Origin of the sequence: Sorangium sp. So ce176 (assembly GCF_051519835.1) — a bacterium.
Lineage (GTDB): Bacteria > Myxococcota_A > Polyangia > Polyangiales > Polyangiaceae > Sorangium > Sorangium cellulosum_G.
In genome coordinates this window covers 9,104,002-9,124,421 of record NZ_CP150371.1, presented here as the reverse complement: position 1 = coordinate 9,124,421, position 20,420 = coordinate 9,104,002, and the positions used below count along the sequence as shown (strand labels likewise).

General features: G+C 73.9%; 16 protein-coding genes and 1 pseudogene. 5 read left to right on the top strand and 12 right to left on the bottom strand.

Annotated features, from left to right (window positions below; genetic code table 11):
- Positions 1 to 134: 134 nt before the first annotated feature.
- Both WMF42_RS34535 and WMF42_RS34530 read right to left on the bottom strand, forming a co-directional pair.
- Positions 135 to 1,301, bottom strand: a complete 1,167-nt coding sequence (locus tag WMF42_RS34535; RefSeq protein ID WP_437687226.1) for an acyl-CoA dehydrogenase family protein — start codon at positions 1,299 to 1,301, stop codon at positions 135 to 137.
- 106 nt (positions 1,302 to 1,407) lie between these two features.
- Positions 1,408 to 2,004, bottom strand: coding sequence for a CAP domain-containing protein (locus WMF42_RS34530; protein ID WP_061607262.1), 597 nt, complete (start codon positions 2,002 to 2,004; stop codon positions 1,408 to 1,410).
- 405 nt (positions 2,005 to 2,409) lie between these two features.
- Between WMF42_RS34530 and WMF42_RS34525 the strand changes: the two genes are divergently transcribed.
- The 3 genes from WMF42_RS34525 to WMF42_RS34515 all read left to right on the top strand — a co-directional run bounded on the left by WMF42_RS34525 (position 2,410) and on the right by WMF42_RS34515 (position 6,970).
- Positions 2,410 to 3,597 carry a hypothetical protein gene (locus WMF42_RS34525; protein ID WP_437687224.1) on the top strand — a complete coding sequence of 396 codons (1,188 nt, stop codon included), beginning with the start codon at positions 2,410 to 2,412 and terminating at the stop codon, positions 3,595 to 3,597.
- A 237-nt stretch (positions 3,598 to 3,834) separates the two neighbouring features.
- Positions 3,835 to 4,965 (top strand): hybrid sensor histidine kinase/response regulator, encoded by a 1,131-nt coding sequence (locus WMF42_RS34520; RefSeq protein WP_437687222.1) that lies wholly within the window; start codon positions 3,835 to 3,837, stop codon positions 4,963 to 4,965.
- Positions 4,955 to 6,970, top strand: a complete 2,016-nt coding sequence (locus tag WMF42_RS34515) for a PAS domain S-box protein (RefSeq protein ID WP_437687220.1) — start codon at positions 4,955 to 4,957, stop codon at positions 6,968 to 6,970. The genes WMF42_RS34520 and WMF42_RS34515 overlap by 11 nt, the downstream gene beginning before the upstream one ends.
- A 16-nt stretch (positions 6,971 to 6,986) precedes the next feature.
- Here the strand turns inward: WMF42_RS34515 and WMF42_RS34510 are convergent, their stop codons facing one another.
- Positions 6,987 to 8,042 carry an AraC family transcriptional regulator gene (locus tag WMF42_RS34510; RefSeq protein WP_061607266.1) on the bottom strand — a complete coding sequence of 352 codons (1,056 nt, stop codon included), beginning with the start codon at positions 8,040 to 8,042 and terminating at the stop codon, positions 6,987 to 6,989.
- 77 nt (positions 8,043 to 8,119) lie between these two features.
- Between WMF42_RS34510 and WMF42_RS34505 the strand changes: the two genes are divergently transcribed.
- A complete protein-coding gene (locus WMF42_RS34505; protein WP_437687218.1) occupies positions 8,120 to 9,175 on the top strand; it encodes a Rieske 2Fe-2S domain-containing protein in 1,056 nt (351 codons plus the stop codon).
- 131 nt (positions 9,176 to 9,306) lie between these two features.
- Here the strand turns inward: WMF42_RS34505 and WMF42_RS34500 are convergent, their stop codons facing one another.
- The 5 genes from WMF42_RS34500 to WMF42_RS34480 all read right to left on the bottom strand — a co-directional run bounded on the left by WMF42_RS34500 (position 9,307) and on the right by WMF42_RS34480 (position 14,716).
- Positions 9,307 to 9,720, bottom strand: a complete 414-nt coding sequence (locus tag WMF42_RS34500) for a response regulator (RefSeq protein ID WP_437687216.1) — start codon at positions 9,718 to 9,720, stop codon at positions 9,307 to 9,309.
- Positions 9,721 to 9,908: 188 nt separating this feature from the next.
- Positions 9,909 to 11,294, bottom strand: coding sequence for a sigma-54-dependent transcriptional regulator (locus tag WMF42_RS34495; protein ID WP_061607269.1), 1,386 nt, complete (start codon positions 11,292 to 11,294; stop codon positions 9,909 to 9,911).
- On the bottom strand, positions 11,276 to 12,874 hold the full coding sequence (locus WMF42_RS34490; RefSeq protein WP_437687214.1) for a sensor histidine kinase: 1,599 nt from the start codon (positions 12,872 to 12,874) through the stop codon (positions 11,276 to 11,278). Before WMF42_RS34490 ends, WMF42_RS34495 begins: the two co-directional genes overlap by 19 nt.
- Positions 12,875 to 13,064: 190 nt before the next feature.
- The gene (locus tag WMF42_RS34485) at positions 13,065 to 14,024 is read right to left on the bottom strand and encodes a pyridoxamine 5'-phosphate oxidase family protein (protein ID WP_437687212.1); all 960 of its coding nucleotides are present in this window, start codon (positions 14,022 to 14,024) and stop codon (positions 13,065 to 13,067) included.
- Between the two features lie 56 nt (positions 14,025 to 14,080).
- Positions 14,081 to 14,716: a glutathione S-transferase family protein gene (locus WMF42_RS34480; RefSeq protein ID WP_434042864.1), complete on the bottom strand. Its 636-nt coding sequence runs from the start codon at positions 14,714 to 14,716 to the stop codon at positions 14,081 to 14,083.
- Between the two features lie 147 nt (positions 14,717 to 14,863).
- Between WMF42_RS34480 and WMF42_RS34475 the strand changes: the two genes are divergently transcribed.
- A complete protein-coding gene (locus tag WMF42_RS34475; protein WP_437687209.1) occupies positions 14,864 to 15,763 on the top strand; it encodes a LysR family transcriptional regulator in 900 nt (299 codons plus the stop codon).
- Between the two features lie 33 nt (positions 15,764 to 15,796).
- Here WMF42_RS34475 and WMF42_RS34470 read toward each other — a convergent pair whose 3' ends face one another.
- From WMF42_RS34470 to WMF42_RS34455, 4 genes and pseudogenes are all read right to left on the bottom strand, one after another.
- Positions 15,797 to 17,695, bottom strand: coding sequence for a PAS domain-containing protein (locus WMF42_RS34470; RefSeq protein WP_437687207.1), 1,899 nt, complete (start codon positions 17,693 to 17,695; stop codon positions 15,797 to 15,799).
- 95 nt (positions 17,696 to 17,790) lie between these two features.
- The gene (locus WMF42_RS34465) at positions 17,791 to 18,576 is read right to left on the bottom strand and encodes an ABC transporter permease (protein ID WP_199693592.1); all 786 of its coding nucleotides are present in this window, start codon (positions 18,574 to 18,576) and stop codon (positions 17,791 to 17,793) included.
- A 5-nt stretch (positions 18,577 to 18,581) separates the two neighbouring features.
- A complete protein-coding gene (locus WMF42_RS34460; protein WP_061607271.1) occupies positions 18,582 to 19,388 on the bottom strand; it encodes an ABC transporter permease in 807 nt (268 codons plus the stop codon).
- Positions 19,385 to 20,311, bottom strand: a pseudogene (locus WMF42_RS34455) (ABC transporter ATP-binding protein); the annotation flags it as partial. The gene WMF42_RS34460 and the pseudogene WMF42_RS34455, both read right to left, overlap by 4 nt.
- Between the last annotated feature and the right edge of the window lie 109 nt (positions 20,312 to 20,420).

The following is a 20,420-nucleotide window of genomic DNA, read 5'->3' as shown; positions in this document are numbered from 1 at the left end:
CGCCGGCGACCCTCGGCCGGCGCGCGGGGCCCTCCCTTTGGTAAAGGCGCTGGCCTGGGTTGGCTAGTGCCGGCCTCACGATGCGCCTGCCATGGCGGCCGGCGCGGGCCCGGCGCGGCCGCGCGCGGCAGCGGCTAGAGCCCGAGCCACCGCGCGACGACCGTGGCGAGCACGTCGGACGTCCCCGAGTGGATGCTGCCGCCCAGCGCGTCGTCCACGGCCGACGGCAGGCCGCTCTCCTCGAGGTAGCCGGCGCCGCCGCGCAGCCAGAGATCGTCCAGCGCGAACAGAACGGCCGAGTCCGCCGCGTGCCACTTGGCCAGCGCTGCCTCGGCCTGGCCGCGCCGGCCCTGATCGAGCTCCCAGGCGGCGCGGTAGACGAGCAGCCGCGACGTCTCCAGCCGCAGCTTCATCTGCGCGGCGCGGTGCGCGACGGCCTGGTGGCGCGCGATCGCCTGGCCGCCGATCTCGCGCTCGCGGGCGAAGCGGACGGCCTCGCCGAGGGCGCGCTCCATGGCGCCGAGCCGGAAGGCGAGGATCAGCGCGCGCTCGTAGGTCATCGCGATCTGGAAGACGGCGAGGCCGGCGCCGGCGCGGCCGAGGAGCGCGTCGGGGCCGACCTCGCAGCCGCGGAACGACACGGGCGCGAGCCGCGCGCCGCGGAGGCCCGCCGTCGCGAGCGGCGCGCCGACGCGGACGCCCGCTGCGTCGGCCGTGTCCGCGGCGGCGGCGCCGGCGTCCGCCGCGCCGGCGCGGGGCACGAGCAGCGCCGTGAGGCCGCGCGCGGGCGCCCCGCCGGCGCCGCCGCCGTCGCGCGCGACAGTGAAGTAGACGTCGGCCCGGTCGGCCCAGGTCACGTACCGCTTCTCGCCGGTGACCCGGTAGCCGGCGGCGGTGCGGTCGGCCCTGGCCTGCACCGACGCGACGTCCGAGCCGGCGCCGGCCTCGGTCGCCGCGACAGTGGCCATGCAGCCGCCGGTGGCCATCCGCGGCAGCCACGCGCGCTGCTGCGCCGGGGTGCCCACCCGGGCGAGCAGGAGCGCCACGCCGAAGAGGTGCGCCCCCGCGGCGAGCAGCACGCCGCCGTCGCGCAGCGTCGCGCCGAGGCCCTCGTAGGCGAGCGCCGTCGTCACGAGGTCGAGGCCCTCGCCGCCGAGATCGCGGGCGATGGGCAGGCCGAGGGCGCCGCCCCGGGCGAGGACGCGCATGCGATCGTCAGGGGCCGCGGCGTCGGCCTCGGCGCCGAGGGCGCGCATGCGGTCGTGGACGGCGCGCTGGGCGGGGGTCCATCCGAAGTCCATCGCGGCTGCGATACCAGAGCGGGCGAGGGGCGGGGAGGACCGGAGGGCGGCGCGCGGGCCATCGCCGCCGGCGCCGCCTGCGCGGTCATCGCCGCCGGGGCGCGGCTCAGTAGGGGCGCTCGTTGACGAAGTTGCCGGGAGGATCGTAGTTGCACACCCAGATCTGCCAGGAGCCGCCGCCGAACGGCGAGCCGTCCGTGCAATCGGCGACCCCGCAGCCGAGCCGCGCGGAGTCGGCCCACACCACCTGCGTGTAATGGCCGCACGTCGAGCTGCAGGCGTTGGTCGCGAGGTCGTAGTTCGCCGCCTCGTCGACCCAGGCGGCCACGACGTCCTCCGGCGTCGACGCGCCGCTCGACGCGTAGAGGTTCTCTCCGTAGTTGCTCTCGCTATGGCTGAACTCGCACCGTTCGGCGTAGGCCTGCGCCGCCGCCGCGATCTCGGGCGACCACGAGAGCCCGGGCAGCGGCGGGTCGGAGGGCGGCTCGACCGCGGCGCGCGCCCGGTTGTGGGCCCATGTCATCCCGCTCATCCGGGGCGGCTCGCCCGCCTGGCCGCCCGTCGCGGGCTCGTCGTCGGACGAGCCGCAACCCGCGGTGAGCGCGAGCGCGAGAGGGAACCGGGCGAGTCGGGCGAGCCGGGCTAACCGGGCGAGCCGGGCTAACCGGGCGAGTCGGGCGAGCGGGGGGCCGAGCGTCTTCACCGGGCCATTGTCCTACGGCCCGGGCGAGCTCTGCAACGGTTATTCGATGATGGCTGTGTGAGCCCACGACGTGCCGTGTCATGGCGCGTCGCCATCGTTGCTTGGACGGCGCGGCGATCGCGACGCCCGCATCCGGGCGTGGCGCACGGCGCCGAGACAGCCAACAACAGATCTCGTCGTGCATTGCGGCCTCGCTGACGGGCCGCGCCCTAGGGTGGTGTTGATCGCGGTAACAATTCCGCAGAGTGGCCCTTGTCAGCCGGGGCGCTTTATGAGTTATTGTCGCCCTGCTTCGGCGGTGGCCGCCGATTTCGCAAGGAGCGCGGCGCCCTCATGGCCGTCGCCGCTCTCCGTGGCGATCCGGTCGCCAGCGGCGCTCCCGACAAAGAACCAAGGAGTTTCCTGATGAACATCCGTGTGACGTGGCGAATCGCGACATTCTCTCTGGCGCTGGCGGGGCTCTCCGTCCTTCCGGTGATGGGGTGTGACAAGGCGTCGGAGCTGCAGAATGACCTCTGTTGTCGCGACTTCACGCCGGGCGCCGATCTCGCCACGGTCGAGTGGGGGCTCGAGGGCGAAGCCGAGCTCAATTACGGTGCGTTCATGCAGTCCGTGTCGGATTTCACCGGCGCCGCGGGCGCCATGGTGGCCGACGTGAGCGCCGCCTGTCAGGCGATCGCGCTGGATCTCGGCGCGGACGCGGCGACGATCACGGCGACCAAGCCGAGCGAGCGGGCGTCGGCGTGGTGCGAGCTCGCGATCGACCAGCTCGGGGACGCGACGGCCGATCTGTCGATCTCCTTCCAGCCGCCGAGCTGCACGGTCGACGCGAGCGTGCAGGCGAACTGCGAGGCGCGGTGCAGCGCCAACGTCGAGTGCCAGCTCACCCCGGCGGAGATCGTCGCGCGCTGCGATCCCGGCGAGCTCTCGGGCCGGTGCGAGGGGCAGTGCACCGGCTCGTGCGAGGGCTCGGCCAACCTCGCCGTCAACTGCGAGGGCACGTGCCAGGGCACCTGCGAAGGCGCGTGCGACGGCGATTGCTCGGCGACGACCGAGGGCGGCGACTGCCGCGGTCAGTGCGAGGGCACCTGTACGGGCCAGTGCCGCGGCTCGTGCGAGCTCGCGGCCGACGCGCAGGTGCAGTGCAACGCCGACTGCTCGGGCTCGTGCGACGTCCAGTTCAAGGCGCCGAAGTGCAAGGCCCAGCTCAAGCCGCCGTCGGCCGAGTGCCAGGGGAGCGCGGAGTGCAGCGGCTCCTGCGAGGCGAGCGCGAGCGCGCGGGCGAGCTGCAAGGAGCCCGCGGTCAGCATCGCGGGCGCGGCCGACGCCGACGCGGTGATCTCGACGCTCCAGGCGAACCTGCCGCGGCTCCTTGTCGTCGCGCAGGCGCGCGGCAAGCTCCTCCTCGCCAACGCCGAGGCGGTGGTCGAGGCCGCGGGCACCCTCGAGGGCGCGGTCACCGGCAGCATGAAGGCGGGGGCCTGCATCATCCCGGCCACCAACGCGATCACGCAGGCGGTCGAGAACATCGACGCGAGCCTCACGGCCAGCGCCAACGTGATGGCCAAGCTGGAGATCGCTCCCCGCCAGTGAGCGCGGGCCTGGCGGCGGCGCGGGCCGCTGCCGGGCGCGCGTGATCGAGCCGGATCCACGCGGGATCCGCGCGCGATGACGAGGGCCGGCCGGGGCGGAGCGCTGCGAGCGCTCGCCCCGGCCGTCGCTGTTTTCAGCGCCGCCAGAGGCGCCTCGCCGCGATCGACGCCGGCGCGCGTCGCGGCGTATGGTGGGGTCGCCGACCCTCGTGTACTCTGCTGCCGGAGCCGAGCGCGCATGGAGCAGCAGGGGGTGCGATCCAGGGTGCTCGTCGTCGATGACAACGAGCAGAACCGCGCCCTGGCCCGGGCGACGCTCGAGGACGACGGCTACGAGGTCGTGCTCGCCACGTCGGGCGAGGAGGCGATCCGGGAGTTCGAGCGCTGTAGCCCGGACTGCGTGCTGCTCGACGTGCGGATGCCGGGCATGGACGGCTTCGCCGTGTGCGCCCGGATCCGCGCGCTGCCCGGCGGCGCGGGCACGCCGATCGTGTTCCTGACCGCGCTCCGCGACGTCGACACGTTCGACAGCGCGCTGCGCGCCGGCGGCGACGATTTCCTGACGAAGCCCGTGCGCCCGTCGGAGCTCCTCGTCCGGGTGCAGGCCGCGCTCCGGCTGCGCCGGCTCGGGGCGGAGCTGCGCGAGCACGTCGAGCTGGTCAGGCAGCAGCGGGACGCGCTCATGCGCCTCCAGCTCCAGAAGGAGCAGCTCACGGCGTTCGTCGTGCACGATCTGAAGAACCCGGTGAGCAGCATGGATCTGCACGCGCAGTTCCTGCTGCGGGACCGCGCGCTCCCGGAGCCGGCGCGCGACTCCGCCCGGCACATCCGCGACCAGGCGCGGTCGCTCCTGCGGCTCATCTACAACCTGCTCGACATCAGCAAGAGCGAGGAGGGGCGGCTCGCCCCCGAGCGCGCGCGCGTCGACCTGCGCGCGCTCGTCCTCGAGGTGTTCGCCGCGCTCGAGCTGCGCGCGAGCTCCCGGTCGATCGCGCTGCGCGAGGCCGTCGAGGCGCCCGCGGTCCGGGCCGACCCGGACCTGCTCCGCCGCACCGTCGAGAACCTCCTGGAGAACGCGATCCACCACGCCCCTGTCGGGACGGCGGTGGTCTTGAGCGCCGTGAAGGACGGCGCCGCGGTCGAGATCCGCGTGGCGGACGCGGGGCAGGGCGTGCCCGCCGAGCTGCGCGCGCGGGTGTTCGATCGCTTCACCCAGCTCGGCGGCGACGCGGAGGACCTCCACCGGGCCGGCCGCGGCCTCGGCCTCGCGTTCTGCAAGATGGCTGTCGAGGCGCACGGCGGCCGCATCTGGATCGAGGACAACGCGCCCGGCGCGATCTTCTGTGTGAGGCTCCCCGATGACGAATGAACGATCCCCCGGCGAGCGGGCGTCATCGCGGGAGCCGGCGCAGGACGGGCTCGGCGCGCCGCAGCTCGACGACGAGAAGTTCCGCCAGCTCATCGACGCGGCGCCCGACGCCATGGTGGTCGTCGACGAGCGGGGGCGCATCGTGTTCGTCAACGTCCAGACCGAGCGGATGTTCGGCTACGGGCGCGGCGAGCTCCTCGGCAGGCTGGTCGAGGTCCTGCTCCCGGAGCGGTTCCAGCGCTCTCACGTGGGCCACCGCTCGACGTTCACGGGCGCGCCCAAGGCGCGCCCGATGGGATCGGGGCTGGAGCTGTTCGGGCGGCGGAAGGACGGCGGCGAGTTCCCGATCGAGATCAGCCTCAGCCCGCTGGAGACCGCGGGGGGCACGCTCGTCTCGAGCGCGATCCGCGACATCAGCGAGCGCAAGCGCCTGGAGGCCGTGGCGCAGCGCTCCAGCGATCTCCTGCGGAGCGCGGTGGAGAGCGCCCAGGGCGCGTTCGCCGTGTTCGACGCGGAGGATCGGCTCGCGCTCTGCAACAGCGCGTACCGGCAGTGGCTCGGCGGGCGGGGGAGCGGCCCCGTCGTCGGGCGGAGCTACGTCGAGCTCCTCGACGAGGGCCTCGCCGCGGGGCTCTTCACGCTCGACGGCGAGCCGGCGGCCGCGCTCCGCGCGAGGATGCTCGCCTACCACGCGAGCCCGAGCAGCGCGCTGGATCTCGGCTCGAGCGACGGGCGCAGCCTGCGCGTGACCGAGCGCCGCACGGCCGAGGGGGCGACCGTGTGCACGATCTGGGACATGACCGGCGACGTGCAGCGCGCGGAGGAGCTCCGCAAGGCGCGCGCGCTCGCCGAGGCCGCCAGCAGCGCGAAGAGCGAGTTCCTCGCCTCGATGAGCCACGAGCTGCGCACGCCGCTCAACGCGATCCTGGGCTTCGCGCAGCTCCTCCAGCGCGACAGGAAGACGCCGCTCACCGAGCGCCAGACGGAGCGGATCGAGTACGTCCTGAAGGGCGGCGAGCACCTGCTCAAGCTCATCGACGACGTGCTGGACCTCTCGCGCATCGAGGCCGGGCGGGTGGCGGTCTCGCTCGAGCCCGTGAGCGTCCCCGAGGTGCTCGCCGAGGTGAAGGCGACGCTGGACCCGATGGCCCAGCGCGCGGGCGTCGAGCTCGCCATGACGCCCGTCCCCGTGGACATCCCGGAGGTGATGGCGGACAGGACGCGGTTCTCGCAGATCCTCATGAACTACGGGTCGAACGCGATCAAGTACGGCCGGAAGGGCGGGCGCGCGACGTTCGCCGTGTCGGTGACGGCGGGCGGGCGCGTGCGGATCTGCGTGGCGGACGACGGCATGGGCATCGCGCGCGAGCAGCACGCGAAGATCTTTCAGCCCTTCCAGCGCGCCGGCCAGGAGACGGGGCCGATCGAGGGGACGGGGATCGGGCTCGCGATCACGAAGCGGCTGGCGGAGATGATGGACGGCGGCGTCGGCTTCCGCAGCGCGCCGGGGGAGGGGTCGGAGTTCTGGATCGAGCTGCCCGCGCACGAGGTGAGGCCGGAAGAGGTGGCGGGGCAGCCGAGCGAGCGCGCCGAGGCGTCGCCGCTCGCGGAGGCCGGCGGCGCGCGCTACGCGGTGCTCTACGTGGAGGACAACCCGTCGAACATCGCGTTCATGGAGGCGCTCATCTCGGAGTTCGACCGGATCGACCTGATCACGGCGCCGAACGCCGAGATCGGCATCGAGCTCGCGCGGGCGCGGCGGCCTCACGTCGTGATCATGGACATCAACCTTCCCGGCATGAGCGGCTACGAGGCGCAGCGCCATCTGCAGGGGTGGCCGGAGACCCGCGCCATCCCGGTCATCGCGCTCAGCGCGGCCGCGATGCCGCGGGACACCCGCCGCGCCGAGGAGGCCGGGTTCTACCGCTACCTGACGAAGCCGGTGCGGGTCGACGAGCTGACCGCGACGCTCGAGGAGCTGCTGCTCGTCCGGACCTCGCCCTGAGCCCCGACAGGGGCGCTCAGCGCGGCGCGGCGCCCCTGGCCCGGGCGCGGAACGCCTCCGGCGTCTCGCCCGTCCAGCGCCGGAACGCCCGGTGGAACGCGCTCGGCTCCGAGTAGCCGAGCAGGTACGCCACCTCCCCGATCGCCATGCCCGCCTCCAGGAGCGCCGCCGCGCGGCCGCGCCGGACCTCGTCGAGCAGCGCGTGCAGCGACGTCCCCTCGTCGCCGAGCCGGCGCTGCAGCGTGCGCGGGCTCATCCGCAGGCGCGCCGCGAGCGCGCCCAGGTCGGCCCCCTCGCGCAGCCGCTCGGCGAGGAGCGCCCGCACGCGGTCCGCGAGCGCCCGCCCCGACGGCGCCGCGCCCGGCAGGCGCGCCGCGAGGGCGCCCACCTGGCGCTCGAGGAAGGCGGCGAGCGCGTCGTTCGCCTGCGGCAGCGGCCGGGCCAGCACCTCCGCCGGCAGGACCAGCTCGGTCTGCGGCGCCTCGAACCGCACCGGCGCGCCGAGCCGCCGCGCCTTCTCCTCCGGATCCCCCGCTGCCGCGTGGCGGAAGCTCACCGCGGCCGCCTCGATCGGGGCGCCGCTCATGCGCCCGCCGTTCACGAGCACGTCGAACGCGAACATCTCCGCCACCTGGCCGTGGGCCGGCCGATCGGGCCCGAACGGCGTGAAGCCGAGGTGCGCGCGCCCCCCGCGGAGCTCGAGCGTGTAGCGCTCCCCCTCGCTCCAGAGCTGCTGGTAGCGGAGCATCCGGCCGAGCGCCTCGCCGAGGTTCGGGCTGCTCATCGCCAGGAAGCCGAGCGCTTCGAGCTGCTCCGGGTGGAAGCGGGCCGCGAAGTCCAGGCCGAGGTGCGGATCGCGGATCGCCGCCACGGCGTCCTCGAGGAGCGCGTAGAACGCCGCGAGCGGCACGCGGGCGTCGGGGTCGTCGAGCGCCGCGGTCGAGAGGCCCGCGGCGTCGAGCAGCGCCGCGCGATCGGCCCCGCGCTGCGCGGCGTGGTCCGCGAGCTGCCCGGCGAGGCGGGCCCAGATCGTCGGCGCGCGCTCCGGCGCCCGGGTCGCCTGGCGCCGCATGTCAGCCCTTGTGGCGCGCGCTGTCACTGCTGTCCAGCCGAGCAATCCCCAGGATTGCAGGCAATCGGAGGAGCGACATGCGAAGGGACAGCATCGAGGAAGGGCGCGGCGCGTTCGTCGAGGGCGCCTGGTACATCATCGCGGACGGGTCCACCGTGGGCAAGCGGCCGGTCACCGTCGAGCGCTTCGGGACGCGCATCGTGTTGTTCCGCGACGAGCGCGGCGCGCTCGTCGCGGCGCGGGCGCGCTGCCCGCACCGCGGCGCGGATCTCGGCCTCGGGCGCGTCGTCGACGGGGCGATCGAGTGCCCGTACCACGGCTTCCGGTACGCCGGGGACGGGCGCTGCGTCGCGATCCCGTGCGAGGGCCGCGAGGCCACGGGGGCGGCGGGCGTGGCGAGGGTGGCCGGCGCGGGCGGCGGCGGCATCACGCTCGCGCTGACGCGCTACGAGGTGCGCGAGCACCGGGGGCTCGTGTGGCTCTACTGGGGCGAGCGGCCCGCCGAGCTGCCGCCGCTGCCCTGGTTCGACGGCCTGCCGCCCGACGAGCGGCACGCCCATACGGCCACGATGGAGTGGGACGTGCCGTTCGAGCGCGCGATGGAGGGCATGCTCGACGTGCACCACCTGCCGTTCGCGCACCGCCCGTGGGCCGTCGGCGTCGGCGCGCTGCTCGACCCGTTCGATGTCCGCGCGGAGGGCGACACGATCCACGCCGAAGGGGTGCTCCGCCACGACGACGGGAGGCCGTGGGACGGGCGTCGAGGGTGGAAATTTACGATAGAGCTGCGGTTTCCTGGGGTGCTGCGCCTGACGATGGGCGGGCGCATGGTGGGCGTTGTCGGGTGCGCGCCGATCGACGCGGAGCGGACGGCGATCGTGGGGCGGTACTACGTGCCGGTGCCGGTTGTCGGCCGCGCGCTCGCCTGGCTCGGGCTCGCGCTGGAGTTCCTGCTGATCCAGCCGGGCGACGCGCGGATGCTCGCGTCGTCGGAGCCGCGCCACGCGGACCCGAGCGCGTGCCGCTTCGTGCGCGCGGACGCGGGGATCCTCGCCTGGCACAAGATGCGGCGGGAGCGGCTGAAGGCGCAGCGCGCGGGGGAGCCGCGCCGGCTGCCGGTCGACGCGGCGTGAGCGTCGAGGGCATCGATGGAACGACGCGTATCGGAGCCACAATGCCCGCTTCATGGCCGCGCGCCGTCACCCTGGCCGAGCGAGGTCGGGCGGGCGCGGCGGCGCGAGGGAGCGCGCTGCCGCGCGGCGCGTCAGCGGCGCATCGCGACGAGGGAATGGACCACGACGCGCAGATCGTCGAGGTCGAGCGGCTTGTCGAGCACCGCGTCGGCGCCCAGGCGGTAGGCCTCCGCGTGGGTCTCCGGGTCGCCGAACGCGGTGATGAGGACCACGGGCATGGACCAGTCGTCCCGGCGCAGGCCGGCCAGGAGCTCGAGGCCGCTCTTGCCGGGCATGCGGATGTCGCTCACCACGATGTCGAGCGGCGCGCCGCCCCTGGACGCCAGCGACGCGCCCATGATCTCGAGGAGGTGGTTGCCGTCGCGCGCCTCCAGGACCTCGTAGCCGTCGCGGCGGAGGACGGTGGCGAGCAGGAGCCGCAGCTCGCGGTCGTCCTCGGCGAGCAGCACGCGAACGGGCGACGCGCCGAGCTGAGCGCTCGGCACCGGTCCAGGGGGCGCATCGTGGAACGAGGTAAGGTCGCGTAACTGCTCGGCTGGCATCGGGCTTTCTCCTTTGGGAGGTCCCAATGCAGGCATCGTGCCGTCCCCGAGGCCGGAACCGACCGAGGTTGGGGGCCAGGGCCGACCCATGTCGGGGCGCCATTCCCCGCCCGGGGTATTCCTCCTCGCCCTCAGCCGCCCTTCGCCGCGCCCGCGGCCGCCGGCTCCCACCGCTCCAGCTTGCGGTGCAGCGTCTTCCGGTCGAGCCCCAGGATCCTGGCCGCCAGCGTCTTGTTGCCGCCCGCCGCCTCGAGCACCCGCAGGATATACCGGCGCTCCACCTCCTCGAGCGGCACGAGCTCCGACGGATCGTCCGCCGCCACGATGACATGCGACGGGCGGTGCTCCCGGATCTTCGCCGGCAGGTCGTCCACCGTGATCTCCTGGTACCGCGTGAGCGCCACCGCCCGCTCCACGCAGTTCTGGATCTCCCGCACGTTGCCCGGCCACGAGTACGCGAGCAGCCGCTCGGCCGCCGCCGGCGAGAGGCCCACCACCTCCTTGCCCGAGCGCGCCGCGCAGTCCTCCACGAACCGCTGCGCCAGCAGCAGCACGTCGCTCCCGCGCGCCCGCACCGGCGGCAGATCCACGTGGAGCACGTTGATGCGGTAGTACAGGTCCTCCCGGAACCGCCGCTCCTCCACCGCCGCGTCGAGGTCGCGGTTGGTCGCGGCCACGATGCGCGCGTCGAAGGCCACCTCGGCGTTGCCGCCCACCGGGCGCACCCGGCGCTCCTGCAGCGCGCGCAGCAGCTTCGGCTGCATCCCGAGCGGCAGCTCCCCGATCTCGTCGAGCAGCAGCGTCCCGCCGTTCGCCTCGACGAACAGCCCGGGGCGCGCCACCCGCGCGTCGGTGAAGGCCCCCCGCACGTGGCCGAACAGCTCGCTCTCGATCAGCGACTCCGGCACGGCCGCGCAGTTGATCGCCACGAACGGCCCCCCCTTGCGCCGGCTCCGCTCGTGCAGCGCCCGCGCGACCACCTCCTTGCCCGTCCCGCTCTCGCCGGTGATGAGCACCGTCGCCTCCGCGTCGGCGATGCGCTCGATCATGTCCTGCACCCGCCGCATCGCTGTGCTCCGGCCGACCAGGTCCGGGAACGCCCCCGGCCCGGCCACCGCGCGGCGCAGCCGCCGCACCTCGGCCTTGAGCGCGTGGTGCGCGATCGCCCGCTCCAGCGCGAGCGCCAGCGTCTCGATGTCGACCGGCTTGGTCACGTAGTCGTACGCGCCCGCGCGGATCGCCTCCACCGCCGTCTCGATGCTGCCGAACGCTGTGATCACCACGACGGGCACGTCCGGCCGGATCTCGGCCGCCCGGCCGCAGACCTCGATCCCGTTCATGCCGCGCATGTTCAGGTCGGTCAGGATGACGTCGAAGCCCTCGTCCTCCTCGAGCAACGCGAGCGCCTCGACAGGCGACGTGCGCGTTGTCGCCCCCACGCCGCGCGTGCGGAGGTCCGCCGCGAGCCACGCGCACATGGCCTCGTCGTCGTCGATGATCAGCGCTCGCCTGCCCATGATTCCTCGCTCTCCCCGCGCACCATGACGCTCGCCCGCGGCCACGCCGCCGCCCCGGCCGCGCCGCCTCGCTCCGCCGCGGGCGCGCCCTCGCCCTTGGCCGCCGGCCGCGCGGCCTCCTCGCCGCTCGGGGCGAGGTACACAGTGAACGTCGAGCCCTCGCCGAGCTGGCTCTCCACGTCGATCCAGCCGCCGTGCTCGCGCACGATGCCGTACGAGACGCTCAGCCCGAGGCCGGTGCCCTCGCCGACGTCCTTCGTGGTGAAGAACGGCTCGAAGATGCGGTGGACGTTGGCGGGCTCGATCCCGTCGCCGGCGTCGATCACCCGGACGGCGAGGTGCTCGCCCTCGGCGCCGCCGTGATCGGCCGGAGGGCACGCGCGCGCCCGCTCGACGCGCACGATGAGCTCGCCGCCCCGCTTCATCGACTGCATGCCGTTGATGACGAGGTTCGTGAGCACCTGCTGCATCTGCCCGGCGTCCACCTCGGCGCGCGCCGGCGCCGGGCCCACGTCGTCGAGGCGCAGCGCCACGCCGCGCTTGCGGGCGAGGGGATCGAGGAGCTGCAGCGTCTGGCGCGCGATGTGCGCGAGATCGTGCGGCGCCTTCTGCGCGACCCGGCGGCGCGCGAAGTCGAGGAGCTGCCGGATGATCTTCGTCATCCGGTCCGCCTGCTCGGCGATGATGCGCGCGCTGTCCGCCGCCTCCTCCGGCGGCAGGCCGCGGGCGATCATCTTGGCGCGGCCGCCGACAACGTTGAGCGGCGTGCCGAGCTCGTGCGCGAGCCCCGAGGCGAGCTTGCCCACGATGCCGAGCCGGTCGGCGTGCCGGAGCTGCTCCATCGCGGCGATGCGCGCGGACGCCTCCCGGGCGGCGCGCTCGCGCGCCTCGGCGAGGTGATCGCACATCGCGTTGATCTCGCGGGCGAGCTCCCCGAGCTCGTCGCGCTGCGGCAGGAGCAGCGGGCCGCCGAGGTCGCCCTTGCCGATGCGCCGGGTCTTGTCGACAAGCCGCTGCGTCGGCTGCCCGACGAGGAGCTGCCCGAAGATCATCGCCAGCAGGCCGCTCAGCGCCGCGAGGGCGAGGATCGTGGTGACCGTGTTGACCACGCTCGCCTGGACGTAGGACTCCTCCTCCCCGAGCGACTCGGAGATCTCGATGGCGCCGACGCGCGCCGGGTCCACGGCGACGGGCGCGTACGTGTAGAACCGCCCGCTCCTGTCGCCCTCGCGCTGGAGGCGGAACACCTCGGCCCCCCCGGAGAGCTCGGCGATCTCGGCGGCGGGCAGCGCGGGCGCGAAGCGGTCGCCGGCCGGCGCGTCGAGCCACACCCAGCGGAAGCTCACGCCGTCCTGGCGCTCGCTCGCCTTGCTGAGCACGCGGAGCGCCTCGTCCATCCCATCCCGGTGCCAGATCTCGACCATCGCCACGCTCAGGGCGCTGCCGATGAGGTGCTCGTCGCGCCGCATGTCCGCCTCGAACAGCGCCCGCTCGCGCCGCACCGAGAGGTAGCCGTAGAGGCTCAGCACGGCGCACATGACGAGGACGAGGGCGACGGTGAGCTTGCTGGCGAGCCGCATGGAGGTGGTTGGGGGAGCATGCAGGACGCGTGCGCGTTCTCAAGGGGCCGCGGCGCGGCGCGCGTCGATATCAGGGCGCCCCGGAGCTCCCCGGGTGGGGCAAAACTCCCCTGGGCGGCGCGCGCGGGGCGCAGGGCGGGGGCCGGGCGGCCCGCCAGGTGCCGAGCGCCATGGCCCGGGGGGCCGCGGCTCATGCCGCCGTCGCGCGCTCCACGTCCTCCCAGGTCCCGGTCGCCGCGAGCTGCGGCGCCACCACCGGCGCCGACCAGCGCAGCGGCACAGCGTCCTCGATCCAGACGCCCTCGGCCACGCGGAACCGCAGGAGCCGCTGGGCGCCGGCGAAGGCCGAGAGCTCCGGGCCGTCCCAGACGACCTCGGCCTCTCCGGTGAGCGACAGCAGCCCGCCGGACGCGAAGTCGACGAAGAGCAGCCCGGCGCGCGGGTTCAGCGCCAGGTTGCCGAGCGTGTTGAACGCGGAGTTGCCGGTGAAATCCGGGGAGGTCAGGACGGTATGGCCGTCCTCCTCGGCGACGCGCACGAAGCCGGGCCTGCCGCCCCGGTGGGAGACGTCGGCCCCCTCGATCGCGTCGCCGCCGCGCGCGGCCGGCGCGGCTGTCGCGATGAAGAACGTGTCCGCGCGGCGGATCAGCGCCGCCGCGCCGTCGGACAGGGCCGGCCCCTCCGCCTGTGCCGGGCGCGGCGTGACGGCCGCCTCCGGCGCCCTCGCGAACACCGGCTCTCGCGCCTGGATGTACTGCGCGCAGTTGCCGAAGCTCTGCCCGACCTCGACGACGAGCCCGCCGTCGCCGGCCTCGACGATCGTGCCGTTCATCCGGTTCCGACGGCGGGTCTCGAGCTGGATGCCGAGCAGCCCGACGGGCGCGCCGGCCACGAGGTGCGCGCCCAGCGGGTCGCCGGGCCCGGGGCGCGCGCTCACCGCCAGGGTCCGCGGATCCGGCGACGCGATGAACCCCGGCTGCCCCGCGAGGATCGTGGCCCACGGCCGGCGCTGCGCGTCGAGGCCCCCGACGAGCAGGAACGGCAGCTTCGCGAACAGCTCGCGGTGCTGGTCGGGCATGAAGTCCCGGATGACCCGGCGCCCGGCCCTCTCGGCCCGCTCCCGCGCGCCGGCCCGTGTCTGCACGGCCATCTCGCCCGGGTGATAGGGCGAGCCGTCACCGGGCCAGCCAGGCAGGGGCGTCACCCTCACGCCCCCGCCGGGGCCGGCGTCCGCTGCATGGGCACGAAGCCGGGCAGATCCTCCACGCGGGCGAGCCACGCGCGCACGTTGTCATGGGGGTCGAGCGACACGCCGCCCTCCGGCGCGTGCGCCGTGTAGGTGTAGATCGCGACGTCCGCGATCGTCGGCGCGTCGCCGGCCAGGAAGCGCTGCGTCGCCAGGTGCTGATCGAGCACGGTGAGGAGCTGGACCGCGATCCCCTTCGCCTGCTCGCGATCCACCTTGAGGCCGAACACGTGCGCGAGGCGCGCCGTCCCGGGCCCCGCGAACAGCCGCCCCGCGGCGACCGACAGCCACCGCTCCACGTGCGCCGCCGCCACGGGATCGCGCGGGAGCCAGCGCCCCGACGGGTCGTACCGCAGGGCCAGATAGACGAGGATCGCGTTGCTGTCGGCCAGCGTCACGTCGCCGTCCTCGATCACCGGCACCTGACCGAACGGGTTCTTGCGGAGGAACTCGGGCGACCTCTGGGCGCCGTTCCTGAGGTCGACGTCGACGAGCTCGAACGGGAGCCGCAAGAGCGACAGGAACAGCTCCACGCGGTGCGAGTGCCCCGAGAGCGGGTGTCGGTAAAGGCGGATAGGGCTGGCAGGAGTGGTCATCGACGTGTCCTTTCGGCGGGAGGGTCAGGGCGAGGCGGCACAGACAGCGCGTGCCCCCCTCGCTCGCCAACGAACCATGATCGTTGCTGTGGCCGACGGGAATGCCCGTCCTTGACAATGAACTATTCCAGGAAATGAAATAATCGGATGGATCGCCTGGACACCCTGCGCGTGTTCATCGCCGTCGCCGAGGAGGAGGGCTTCGCGCCCGCGGCGCGGCGCCTGTCGATGTCGCCGCCGGCGGTGACGCGCGCCATCGCCGCGCTCGAGGAGCGGATCGGCACGCGGCTCCTGCACCGCACCACGCGCATCGTCCGCCTGACCGAGGCGGGCGCCCGGTTCCTCACGGACTGCAAGCGGATCCTCGGCGAGATCGAGGAGGCCGAGGCGTCGGCGGCCGGGTCCCACGCCGAGCTGCGGGGGCAGATCGGGGTGACGGCGCCCGTGATGTTCGGGCGGATGTTCGTCGCGCCTGTCGTCCTCGACTTCCTGGCGCGCCATCCGCGCGTGTCGGCGCGGACGCTGCTCGTCGACCGCGTCGTCGACATGCTCGACGAGGGGCTCGACGTCGCGGTCCGGATCGCCCACCTGCCGGACTCGTCGCTGACCGCGATCCGCGTCGGCTCGGTCCGGCTGGTGGTCTGCGCCTCGCCGGACTACCTCGCCGCGCGCGGCGCGCCCGAGACCCCGGCCGACCTGGCGCAGCTCGACACGATCGCCTTCTCGCAGGCGGCCTCGCCCGTGGAGTGGGCGTTCTCGTCGGGCGCGCGGGTCGAGAAGGTCCTCCCGCCGTCGCAGCTGCTCGTCAACACAGCCGACGTCGCCATCGCGGCGGCCGTGGCCGGGCGGGGGCTCACGCGGGTGCTCTCCTACCAGGTCGGCCCGGAGCTGCGCGCCGGCCGCCTCCGGATCGTGCTCCCGGCATTCGAGCCGCCGCCGGTCCCCGTCCACGTCGTCCACCCCGAGGGCCCGCGCGCGGCGGCGAGGGTGCGCGCCTTCGTCGATTTTCTCGTCGAGCGGCTGCGGTCCGAGGCGTGGCTGAGCTGAGCCCCGGGCCCGCTCACCTCCGCCGGCGCGCGATCACCCCTCGCGCTCCGAGGGCGGCGCCGGCGCGTCGTCCGCGTCCTCGCGGCGCGCCCGCCGCCTGCGCCGCCGCCGGACGGACATCCCGCTCGACTGCATGGCGAAGCGGAGCCCCTCCCGCAGGTTCGAGAGCGTCTTGATGTTCGACAGATCGAGCCCCAGCGACACCACCGTCTGCGCCACCTCGGGCCGGATGCCGACAACGATTCCCTGCGCGCCGAGCATCGCGACAGCGTCGATGAGCCGCAGCACGTGATCGGCCGTGGCCGCGTCCACGGCGCTCACCCCGGTCAGATCGATGATCGCGTGACGGCAGCGGGTCCGCGCCACGGCCTCGAGCAGCACCTCCATCATCTGCTGGGAGCGCTGCTCGTCGAGCACGCCGAGCACCGGCATGGTCAGGACCCCCTTCCAGACCTCGATGATCGGCGTCGACAGCGCCCGGATCGCCTCCTGCTGCTGCTCGATGATCTCGAGCCGCTCCTGCAGCATGGCCTCGTGCCGCTTGCGCTCGGTGATGTCGGTCGCGCCGCCGGCCATCTGGAACGGCACCCCCTTGTCGTCCCAGTCGGCCATGCCGCGGGTGAACACGTCGCGGTACGACCCGTCCTCGTGCCGTAGCCGGTACTCGACCCTGAACGGCCGCCGCTGCTCCAGGTGCGCCTTGAGCGCGGCCTGGAGGGCGCCCCGGTCGTCGGGGTGCACGCGCTCGAAGAAGCTCATGAACGTCTCGCCCCACGCCTCGCGGCGGACGCCCACCAGCTCGAGCAGGCGGTCGCTCCACTCGACCGTGTCCTCGCGGATGTTCCAGAACCAGATCCCCTCGTTCGACGCCTCCGCGAAGAGCCTGTAGCGCGCCTCGCTCCGCCGCAGGGCGGCCTCGACCTTGCGCGCGTCGGCCACGTCGGTGGTGCCCCCGAGCCACCGGACGATGCTCCCCGCCCGGTCGCGCTGCGGCAGCGCCCTGACCACGTGCTCCCGGTACGTCTGGTCGCTCGCGCGCAGCAGGCGGAACTCCGTGTAGTACGGCTCCCCCGTCTCCAGGCTCCGGGTCCACGCCGCGACCGTCTTCTCGACGTCGTCCGGGTGCACCATCGCGAGCCACCCCTCGCCGAGGATCTGCGCCTCCGTGCGGTCGGAGTAGTCGAGGACGACTCGGTTCACGAAGTCCAGCTTGCCGTCCGGGCGCGCGCTCCACACCTGGAGCGGCATGGCGTCCCCCAGGGCCCGGAGCTGCGCGTCCAGCTCGCTGGCCAGCGCGCCCGGCTGCGTCGCGGCGCCGCCGGCCTGGACGCCGGCCCCGCGCAGGCGGCTCGGCGGGGGCGCGTCGCGCGCGCGCTCGGCGTCGCCGGCGACCCCGAGCGCGCGCGCGAGCGGCCCCTCCAGATCGACGGTGCGCTCGGCGTGGCTCTCGGCGAGCCGGGCGCGCACCAGGCGGAGGAGCTCTCTCCGGACCTCCTCCTCGATGCGGCCGCGCAGGAAGTCGCTCGCGCCGGCCTGCGGCTCGGCGAACAGGATCGACTCCGCGGCCGGCTCCGCGACGTCGAGGAAGATCCCGAGCGGCGCGCACGGCCTCGGCGTGACGCGCAGCGTGACCGTCGCGCCGAGCTGGTGCACCGCGGCCTCGGCCTCGCCCGCCGTCTCGACCCGGACCGTCAGCGCGTGCGCGATCGCGACGTCGAACGCGCCGCTCGTGCCGCGCGTCACCGCCGCCTCGCCGGGCTGCACATCGAGCGTGAGGCGCGACACCTTCCCGAGGACCTTGAGCTCCCGCTCTTCGCGGCGCGCGGCGGGGAAGAGGGCTGTCGCCCGGCGGCGGATCAGGTCCTCCGTCACCACGAGATCGACGACGCTCCGGCCCAGGTCCTCGAGCGTGAGCCCTCCGTTGTTCACCATGTCTCCTTCTGAGATGCTCGCTCTCCCTCCTCGCGGCGGAGGTCAAGATCGCGAGCCTAACGCGCGGCGCTGCCCGTCGGAAGCCCCCGCGCCGCTCAGCTCGACGCCGACGTATACCGCCCTATCGCCCGTTTCCACACCGCGCGGGCCACGGCGCCGAACGCGAGCGCGCCCAGCGCCGCGGCGGCGGCCGTGCGCGGGGCGAGGGTGCCGAGCAGCGCCTGCGCCGGGTAGGTGGTCATCAGCGCGAGCGGGACGACGACGGTGAAGGCGACGCGCCAGAAGCCCTTGAAGAGCGTGACCGGCCAGCGCGCGAAATCGAAGAGGGAGTTGAACAGATACGCCAGGTTGTCGAGGCGCACGACCCAGAACGCGGCCGAGATCACGAGGATGCAGATCGAGTAGAGAACCAGCGTCGCCGTCACGAGCAGGCCGAGCGAGAGCGCGACGTCGGCGGGCGCTGGGGCGCGGCCGATCCGCGTGAAGGCGTAGACGAAGATGGCCGCCGCGGCGAGGCCGTCCACGACCTTGCGGATCTCGAAGCGGGCCGTGGAGACGAGGAACTGCGCGTCAGCCGGCTTGAGCAGCGTGAAGTCGAGCGTGCCTTTCCTGATCTGGTCGACCACGCTGATGAGCGACGGGTTCACGGCCCCCTCGAGGACGCCCTTGAGCAGCGTGAACCACCCGACGACGACGAGCGCCCTGTCGTACGTCCAGCCCTCGATGGGCCCTCGGCCGACGAGCGCGATGTGGAGCGGGACGAGCCCGACGAGCGTCCAGACCACCGTCATCACGGCGCCGAGCAGGAAGTCCCACCGGTACTGCATCCCGAGCGCGATCGACACCCGGAGCTGCGTCGCGAGCAACCGGAGGTAACGCACGCCGCTCACCCGCCGAACGCCGAGAACCGCCGGACCCCCGCGCGCCACGCGACGATCGCCGCGGCGGCGGTGCCGGCCGCGAAGGCCCACTGCACGCCGAGCTCGGCGAGCGCGCGGCCCGGGTCGAGCAGGCCCGTGATCAGCTCGACCGGGAAGGCGAGGCTGTACCGGAACGGCAGGACCCGCGCGACGTCGCCGAGCCACGGGGGGAACAGCTCGATCGGGACGAGGTAGCCGGCGAAGACCATGAAGGCCGCGAGGTAGATGTCGAACACGGCGGTCGAGCTCTCGATCACGAACGCGAGCGAGCCGATCAGCGCCATCGTGAAGAAGTTGATCGCCCAGGCGCCGACGAGCGAGGCCGCCCAGATCCCGAGCTCGAAGGCCGTCGGGTGGAACCGCTCGCCCGAGGTCACGAGGAGCGCGACGACAGCGATGGGCAAGCAGAGCAGCGCCCGCAGCGGGAGCGCGGCGAGGTTGTCGGCGGCGTAGGCGATGAGCGGGTGGATCGGCTTGAGCAGGCGCTGGGAGAGGGCGCCACTCTTGATCTCCATGTTCATCTCCCAGACGAGCCACGACCCTGTCATCTGGCGGACGATGAGGATCGCCAGGAAGTACGCGGTGAAGTCGCTCGCCCCGAAGCGGCCGACAGGCGCGGCCTCGGCCACCGCCGACCAGAGCGCGAGGCTCACGAGCGGCATCGTCGTCGTGAGCATCCAGATCAGCATCTCGGCCCTGTACGCGATCGCGGCCGCGACCCCGACGCGGAGCAGCGTCGGAAACGCCCGGATCGCCCCGGACAGCGCGCTCACGACGCGCCCCCGTCCGCGGCGCGGGCCGGCTCGCCCGCGGCGCTCGCCGGCTCGCCTGCAGGCTGCTCGCCCGCGGGCTGCTCGCCCGCGAAGAGCTCGCGCATCACCTCCTCCAGGGGAGGGTCCTCGACGGTGAGATCCGCGATGTCGGTCTGGCTGAGCAGCCACGACATCGCCTCGCGCAGCGCTTCCTGGCGCACCTGCAGCACGGCGCGGCCCGGCTCGAGAAGGACGACCGCCCCGACCCGCTCGAGGATCGCCCGGTCGACGGCGCCGCCGAGGCGCAACGCGATCCGCTTGTGCGGGCGCACGCTGCGCACGAGCGAGGCGAGGTCGCCATCGTAACGCAGCTTGCCCTTGTCAATGACGATGACGCGCGGGCAGAGCGCCGCGACGTCGTCCATGTAATGAGACGTGAGCACGACAGTGGCCCGCCGCTGCTCGTTGTAGCGGCGGACGAACTCGCGGACGCTGAGCTGCATCGCGACGTCGAGCCCGATCGTCGGCTCGTCGAGGAACAGGACCTCCGGCCGGTGCAGCAGCGCGGCCGCGAGCTCGCACTTCATGCGCTCGCCGAGCGAGAGCTGCCGCGTCGGCTTCGTGGCGATCGCGGCGATCCCGAGCAGGTCTTCCAGCTCACCCATCGTCTGCCGGAACTCCGCGTCGCCGATCCCGTAGATGGCGCGGTTCAGGGCGAAGGTCTCGGCGGGCGGCAGGTCCCAGAGGAGCTGCTGCTTCTGGCCCATCACGAGGGTGATCCGCTTCAGGAAGTCGGCCTCGCGGTGCTGCGGCACGAAGCCCGCGACCCGGACCCGCCCGCCCGACGGGTGGAGGAGCCCGGCGAGCACCTTCAGCGTCGTCGTCTTGCCGGCGCCGTTCGGGCCCAGGAAGCCGACGCGCTCGCCGGGCGCGATCGAGAACGAGAGGTCCTCGACCGCGTGGACGACCCGGTAGCGGCGCCGGAAGACCGAGCGCACCGTGGCCGCGAAGCCGGCCGCGCGCTCGTGGACCTGGTACGTCTTGGAGAGCGAC